This window comes from Micromonospora sp. NPDC050686 (assembly GCF_040654475.1).
In the GTDB taxonomy this organism is placed as follows: Bacteria; Actinomycetota; Actinomycetes; order Mycobacteriales; family Micromonosporaceae; genus Micromonospora.
Genome location: NZ_JBFAID010000051.1, coordinates 43826 through 50695, shown reverse-complemented (window position 1 = coordinate 50695; position 6870 = coordinate 43826). Strand labels below are relative to the sequence as shown.

8 protein-coding genes are annotated in these 6870 nt (G+C 73.9%); 2 read left to right on the top strand and 6 right to left on the bottom strand.

The window, feature by feature from the left end; genetic code table 11:
- Positions 1-67: 67 nt before the first annotated feature.
- Positions 68-1084: an ABC transporter ATP-binding protein gene (locus AB0H57_RS26230; protein WP_357510834.1), complete on the top strand. Its 1017-nt coding sequence runs from the start codon at positions 68-70 to the stop codon at positions 1082-1084.
- 46 nt (positions 1085-1130) lie between these two features.
- On the opposite strand, the gene AB0H57_RS26225 is transcribed toward AB0H57_RS26230, so the two are convergent.
- From AB0H57_RS26225 to AB0H57_RS26200, 6 genes are all read right to left on the bottom strand, one after another.
- On the bottom strand, positions 1131-1760 hold the full coding sequence (locus tag AB0H57_RS26225) for an SAM-dependent methyltransferase (RefSeq protein WP_357510846.1): 630 nt from the start codon (positions 1758-1760) through the stop codon (positions 1131-1133).
- A gap of 266 nt (positions 1761-2026) precedes the next feature.
- Positions 2027-2977: a twin-arginine translocase subunit TatC gene (gene tatC, locus AB0H57_RS26220; protein WP_357510832.1), complete on the bottom strand. Its 951-nt coding sequence runs from the start codon at positions 2975-2977 to the stop codon at positions 2027-2029.
- A gap of 18 nt (positions 2978-2995) precedes the next feature.
- Positions 2996-3280: a Sec-independent protein translocase subunit TatA gene (gene tatA, locus AB0H57_RS26215; protein ID WP_357510830.1), complete on the bottom strand. Its 285-nt coding sequence runs from the start codon at positions 3278-3280 to the stop codon at positions 2996-2998.
- 214 nt (positions 3281-3494) lie between these two features.
- Positions 3495-3743, bottom strand: a complete 249-nt coding sequence (locus AB0H57_RS26210) for a hypothetical protein (protein ID WP_357510828.1) — start codon at positions 3741-3743, stop codon at positions 3495-3497.
- Positions 3744-3753: 10 nt separating this feature from the next.
- Complete coding sequence (locus AB0H57_RS26205) at positions 3754-4764, bottom strand: YafY family protein (RefSeq protein WP_357510826.1); 1011 nt, start codon at positions 4762-4764, stop codon at positions 3754-3756.
- On the bottom strand, positions 4761-5759 hold the full coding sequence (locus AB0H57_RS26200) for a WYL domain-containing protein (RefSeq protein ID WP_357510824.1): 999 nt from the start codon (positions 5757-5759) through the stop codon (positions 4761-4763). Before AB0H57_RS26200 ends, AB0H57_RS26205 begins: the two co-directional genes overlap by 4 nt.
- Positions 5760-5877: 118 nt before the next feature.
- On the opposite strand from AB0H57_RS26200, the gene AB0H57_RS26195 reads away from it, so the two are divergent.
- Positions 5878-6861, top strand: coding sequence for a cation diffusion facilitator family transporter (locus AB0H57_RS26195; protein WP_357510823.1), 984 nt, complete (start codon positions 5878-5880; stop codon positions 6859-6861).
- The last annotated feature ends 9 nt before the right edge of the window (positions 6862-6870 follow it).

Below are 6870 nucleotides of genomic sequence, written 5' to 3'. Positions count from 1 at the left end.
CGGGACGCCGTCTCATCTCAGTCCTCAAGGGACAAGCGCCGCAAGCGTTCCCGGAAGGGGACCTCTGATGAAGGAAGGTAATGCCATCAGCGCCGACGTGCTCGCCGAGCTCGACGACCTGCGGGTGTGGTTCCCGGCCGCCGGCAGCGCGCCGGTACGCGCCGTCGACGGGGTGTCGCTCCGGGTGCGCCGGGGCGAGACTCTCGGCCTGGTCGGCGAGTCCGGCAGCGGCAAGTCCACCACCGGCCTGGCCCTGCTCCGGCTGGTCGACCCCACCTCCGGCCGGGTCCGGGTGGCCGGGGAGGACGTGACCGGCTGGTCCCGTCGCCGGCTGCGCGCCGTACGCCGGCGGGTGGCCATGGTGTTCCAGGACCCGCAGGCGTCGCTGGACCCCCGGCACACCGTGGCGGCCAGCGTCGCCGAGCCGCTGGTGGTGCACCGGCTGGTCGACGGCGCGGACGCCCGGCGCCGCCGGGTCGCCGAGCTGCTAGACCTGGTGGGCCTGCGCCCCGAGCTCGGCGAGCGGCACCCGCACGAGCTGTCCGGCGGGCAGCGGCAGCGGGTCGGCATCGCCCGGGCGCTGGCCGGCGAGCCGGACCTGGTCGTCCTCGACGAGCCGATCGCCTCGCTGGACCTGAGCGTGCAGGCGCAGATCATGAACCTGCTGCGCCGGCTGCAACGGGAACTCGGGCTCACGTACCTGTTCATCTCGCACGACCTGGCCGCCGTGGAGCACATGAGCGACCGGGTCGCGGTGATGTACCTGGGGCGGATCGTGGAGACCGGTGACCCGGCGCAGATCTACCGCGAGCCGGCGCACCCGTACACTGCGGCGCTGCTGTCGGCGGTGCCGGTGGCGGACCCCGCGGTGGAACGGGAACGCCGGCGGATCATCCTGACCGGCGACATTCCCAGCCCCGTCGACCCGCCGAGCGGCTGCCGGTTCCGCACCCGCTGCCCGCGCGCCCGGGCCGACTGCGCGGAGACCGACCCGGCGCTCGACGTCGTCGCCGGCGACCACCGGGCCGCCTGCCTGTACGCCGGGGAGGCGGTCCGCGAGATGCGCGCGACGCCCTCGGCGTGACACCGCCCCGCCCGCGCGGCGGCGGGCGGGGCGGAACGGCCATCGGTCAGCCGTGCTTGCGGCCGACCGCGGAGTATTCGGAGGTGGGGGTGCTGTCGTTGCCGTCCGGCCGCCACCGCTCGCGGGTGGGGTGCGAGACGACGAGGTAGCTGCCGGCGGGCATCGCCGCCACCAGGCGCCGGACGATCGCGGTGGCCGCGTCGTCGTCGACCACGAAGTTGAGGATGCCCAGCAGCATGACCGCCATCGGCTGGTCGAAGTCGAGGGTCCGGGCCGCCTCCGCCAGGATCCGCTCCGGGTCGCGCAGGTCCGCCTCGACGTAGTCGGTGGCCCCCTCCGGGCTGCTGGTGAGCAGGGCGCGGGCGTGCACCAGCACCATCGGGTCGTTGTCGACGTACACCACGCGGGACTCCGGCGCGGTGGCCTGGGCGACCTGGTGGGTGTTGTTGGCCGTCGGCAGGCCGGTGCCGATGTCCAGGAACTGGCGGATGCCGCACTCGCCGGCCAGGTGGCGGACCGCCCGGCCGAGGAACTCGCGGTTGAACCGGGCCGACTGGACCAGCTCCGGCATGAGGGCGAGGACCTGCTCCGCGGCCTCCCGGTCGGCGGCGAAGTTGTCCTTGCCGCCGAGCAGGTAGTTCCACAGCCGGGCCGAGTGCGCGACGCTGGTGTCCAGTCCGGCGGTGCCGGCGCTGGTGGAGGGGTTCGTCGCTGACGCTCCTTTGTGTCCGTCAACGAACGATTCCGCCCAGCCTAGGCCGCCCGCCGCCCCCTCCGTTCCCGCACCCCCGCTCCCCCGCGCCCGCCCTCCTCGCGTTGATCATGGAGTTAGGGGGGAAGTCGGACAATTTCCCCGTGATCAACGGGGCGGGGCGGGTGGGGGCGGAGACGGCGAACGCCGCCCCGGGGTGAGGCGGCGTTCGGCGTTCGACGGGGTGGGGGTCAGGTCATGTCGTCGTAGCGGCGTTCGATCGGGGCCGGAGGGGCCACCGGCTCGGGCGCGTCGACCGGGGCGACCCCGTCGACCCGGTGCCCGGCCTCGACCGGCTCCGGGGTCAGGTCCAGCGGCGACACCTCGTCGTCGGCCAGGTCGGAGTAGAGCTCCTTGCCCCGGCCCCGGCGGCGGTCGTTGAGGAACGCCACCCCGACCGCGGCGAAGTACAGCGCGCAGAGGCAGATCGCCAGGGCGGTCATGCCGAACGGGTCCGGCGTGGGCGTGACGACGGCGGAGAACGCGAAGAACACGAAGACCGCGATCCGCCACCAGCCCAGCAGCCGCTTCGCGCTGGCCAGCCCGACGAAGTTGAGCATCAGCACGACCAACGGGAACTCGAACGCCACCCCGAACAGCAGGATCAGGTTGGTGACGAACGAGATGTACCGGGTGACCTCGAGGGTGGTGGCGATGTCGTCACCGGAGATGTTGAGCAGGAACTCCAGGCCCTTGGTGGTGACGAAGAACGCCAGCACCGCGCCGGCGGCGAACAGCGGCGCGGCCAGGGCGGTGAAGACGTACGCGTAGCGCCGCTCGTGCCGGTGCAGGCCCGGGGCGATGAACGCCCAGAGCTGGTACAGCCAGACCGGGGCGGCGATGATCAACCCGACCCAGAGCCCGATCTTCAGGTTCAGCAGGAAGAGGTCCGCCGGCCCGAGCTGGACGAAGCTGCATCTGCCGTCGACCATCCGCGCCTGCGGCAGGCTGCAGTACGGCTCGGAGAGCAGCTTGCGGACCGGCGTGGCCAGCCAGATGCCGAAACCGAAACCAATCAGGATCGCCAGCGAGGCGCGGAAGAGCCGGTTGCGCAGCTCACGGATGTGCTCGATGAGGGTCATCGAGCCGTCGGCGGCCCGTTCGAAGGTGCTCGGGCCGCGCTTGCGGAGGGCGAAGGCCACGGTGTCGGGGCCTCTCGGTCAGTTGTCGCGGACGCGCTGCACCGGGTCGACCGGCGGGGCGACCGGCTGCTGCTGCGGCTGGGCGTAGGGCTGCTGCTGGGGCGGCAGCGGCTGGTAGCCGGACTGGGCGTCGGCCTTCTCCGCCAGGTCGCGGTCGTCGTCCTGCAGGCTCTTGGTCTCCGCCTTGATGATCCGCAGCGAACGGCCCAGCGAGCGGGCCGCGTCGGGGAGCCGCTTCGCGCCGAAGAGCAGGATCAGCACGACCACGAGTACGGCGATGTGCCACGGCTTGAGGGCACCCATGGGAAGCTCCAGTCGCTCTGTGTCGGAGGGTGGGTCGCAGCCCATCGTACGTGCGCCGAGGGCCGTTGCCACCCGCCGGGCCGCCCCTGATGGGTCCCGGCCGGTGAAGTCTTGACCACCGCCGAGTGTCCCGTCAACCACCTACCGGGACCGTCCGGGCGCGAAACGGGCGGCAAACCCGCAGCTGAACCGCGGGTCGACCGACCGCGATCGATCACTCGCCCCGCTTGGCCTTGATCAGCTCCACCCGCTGCTGCGCCGTCTCCGCCCGGTGCTGGAGCGCCTCGGCGCGCTCGGTGAGCGCCTCGGCGGCCTCCCGCAGCGCCTCCGCCTCGACCTGCCGGCGTTGCAGGGCCACCGCCGCCCGGCGCAGCCGCGGCAGCCGCCCCAGCACCGGCCGGGCCGACAGGGCCAGCACGACGAGCGGGACCAGCACCAGCGCAAGCACGATCCACTTCACCACGGCGGTCAGCCTACTGGGTGCGCCCGGCCACCGCCGGGTCGGCGGGCGCCACCGGCGTCGCGTACGCCTCCAGCGCGGCCACCGCCTGGGCGCGGACCTGCTCGGCCAGCTCCGCCGGGGCGACCACGGTCACCTCCGGGCCCAGCCCGAGCACGAACCGCCGGGCCCAGCCCAGGTCGGTCACCCGCAACGACACCAGCCACTGCTCGCCGTCGGCCACCACCTGCTCGCACGGGTAGTACTCGGTGATCCAGCGCTCTCCCCGGCCGATCCGCAGGGTGATCAGCGGCAGGTCCGGCGACGGGCGGAACACCCCGCCGGTGAGGTCCTGCGGGCGGGCCTGCGGCGGCACCACGGCCGGCTCGTCCAGTTCGACGACCGCGTCGACCCGGTCGGCCCGGAACAGCCGCACCGCCTCGGCCCGGCGGCACCACGCCTCCACGTACGCCCGGCCGCCGACCATCAACATCCGCAGCGGGTCGATGACCCGCTGCGTGGTCTCGTCCCGGGCCGCCGTGTAGTACGTGATCCGCAGCGCCCGGCCGCGCTCCACGGCGGCGCGCAGCTCGCGGACCCGGGCCGTGTCGCCCGGCAACCGCACCTCCACCGGCGCGCCGGCGAGGTCGCCCGCCGCGTCCTCGATCTTCGCCAGGGCCCGCTCGACGGCCTCCCGGTTGGCCACCCCGGGCGTCTCGGCGAGCATCCGCAGCGCCACCACCAGGGCCAGCGCCTCGTCGGGCGTGAGCCGCAGCGGCCGGTCGATCCCGGCGTCGTAGGTGATCGTCACCCGGTCGCCGTCGAACGCCATGTCGATCAGGTCACCCGGCCCGTAGCCGGGCAGGCCGCACACCCAGAGCAGTTCCAGGTCCTCGCGCAACTGCCGCTCGGTGACCCCCAGGTCACCGGCCGCCTCGGCGATCTCGATCCCCGGGCGGGCCAGCAGGTAGGGCACCAGGTTGAGCAGCCGGGCCAGCCGGTCCGCCGAGGCGCGGGAGCCGCGCGCCGCGGCCGGGCGGGTCACCGGGCACCCCCGGCCACCATCAGGTCGTCGTGCCGGGTGGCGATCTCCTTGAGCCGCTGGATGACCGCCTCCCGCACCTCCGGCGGGTCGAGCACCCGCACGTCCGGGCCGTACCCGACGATCTGGCCGGCCAGATAGTCGGCGTCGGCGTACGGCAGGACCAGCCGATCGCCGTCCGGCCCGGCATCGGAGCGCACCGCCCAGCGGCGCAGCCCGGCCGCCCGGCCCGGCGCGACCAGCACGGTGGCCCGACCGGTCCGCTCGGCCGGCCCGGACCAGCGGGCGACGTGGCTGATCAGGTCGACGTCCGCGGGCGGCTGGTAGCTGCCCGCCGCGCCACTGGGCCGGACCGCCCCGACCACCCGGGACAGCCGGAAGCAGCGGGTGGCCGCCCGGTCCAGGTCGTGGCCGACCACGTACCAACGGCCCCGCCAGCAGACCACGCCCCACGGCTGCAACCGGCGCCGGGTGGGGGCGTCCCGGTCGGGCACCCGGTAGTCGAAACTGACCTCCCGCCGGTCCCGGGCGGCGGCGGTCAGCGGCGCGAACCCCGGGTCGACCGTCACCATCGGCTCCAGCCCGAGGGTGGCCTGCGGGTCCACGTCGACCCCCGCGGCGCGCAGCTTGGCCAGCCCCGAGGAGGCGGCGGCGGCCAGGCCGGCGTGCTGCCACAGCCGCGCGGCGATGCCGACCGCGGCGGCCTCGTCCGGTTCGAGCGGAATGTCGGGCAACGCGTATTCGCGGGGGGCGATCCGGTACCCGGGCTCGGCGTCGAACACGCTCGCCGTCCCGGTCTCCAGCGGCACGCCCAGCTCACGCAGCTCGGCCTTGTCCCGCTCGAACTTGCGCTGGAACGCCTCGTGGTCCTTGGCGTCGTCCGGGTCGTGCTCGTACCCGGGCACGGTCGCGGCGATCTGCGCGGCGGTCAGGAACCGTCGCGTGGACAGCAGACAGATCACCAGGTTGACCAGGCGTTCGGTGCGGGTCCGCGACACGGGTAGACGCTAGCAGCCCCGGCCGCACGCGCACGTACCCCGGCGGGCGTGCCGCGCCGTGCGCCACACCCTGCGGGACACCCGGCGGGGACGCCGTCGCGGACTTAGGGTGATCCGCATGCCGTCGGAAGCCGAAGCGAAGAGCGAGAGCGTGGGCACGGTGCTGGTGGCCGGCACGGCCAACCTCGCGATCGCCGTGGCCAAGCTGGTCGCCGGCCTGATCTCCGGCTCCGCCGCGATGCTCTCCGAGGCCGCCCACTCGGTCGCCGACACCACCACCGAGGTGCTGCTCTATCTGGCGCTGCGCCGGGGCGCGCGGCCCGCCGACATCCGCCACCCGTTCGGCTACGGCAAGGAGAGCTACGTCTGGGCGTTCCTGGCCGCGGTGTTCACCTTCGTCGCGGGCGCCGGCTTCGCCATCACCCACGGCGTCACCACCATCCTCGTGCACAAGCACAGCGGCAACTACCTCGCCTCGTACGTGGTGCTGGCGATCTCCTTCGTCATCGAGGCGGTGTCGCTGGCCCGGGCGGCCCGCCAGATCCGCCGCGAGTCCCGGCGCTGGCTGACCACCCCCGGCCGGTTCCTCCGGCTGACCGCGGACACCACCGTCAAGGCGGTCTTCCTGGAGGACAGCGCGGCGCTGATCGGCCTGCTGCTGGCCGGCGTCGGTGTCGGCCTGTCCCACCTCACCGGCGACGAGCTCTACGACGGGATCGCCTCCATCCTGATCGGCGTGCTGCTGCTGGTGGTCGCCGTCGTCCTGGCCCGCAGCAACATCTCGCTGCTGGTCGGCCGGGCGGTGCCGGAGCGGGTGCACCGCGAGATCGAGCGGGAACTGAGCGACCTGCCCACCGTGGACCGGATCGACACACTGATGACCATGCAGCTCGGCCCGAAGGACATCCTGGTCGCCGCCAAGGTCGACTTCCGGGACGAGGCCACCGGCGCCGACATCGAGGCCGCCGCCGACGAGGCCGAACGGCGGCTGGCCGCGCGCTACCCCGAGGTGGCGTACGTCTTCCTCGATCCCACCCACTCCCTGCCCCGCCTCGACGCGCACCGCGCCCGGCGTACCCAGGAATCCACCGACCAGCCGTGACGACGCGCG

Coding starts and splice junctions, on each gene's coding strand:
- AB0H57_RS26195 (WP_357510823.1), top strand. CDS start 5,878: ATGCCGTCGGAAGCCGAAGCGAAGAGCGAGAGCGTGGGCACGGTGCTG.
- tatA (WP_357510830.1), bottom strand. CDS start 3,280: ATGGGTGCCCTCAAGCCGTGGCACATCGCCGTACTCGTGGTCGTGCTG.
- AB0H57_RS26230 (WP_357510834.1), top strand. CDS start 68: ATGAAGGAAGGTAATGCCATCAGCGCCGACGTGCTCGCCGAGCTCGAC.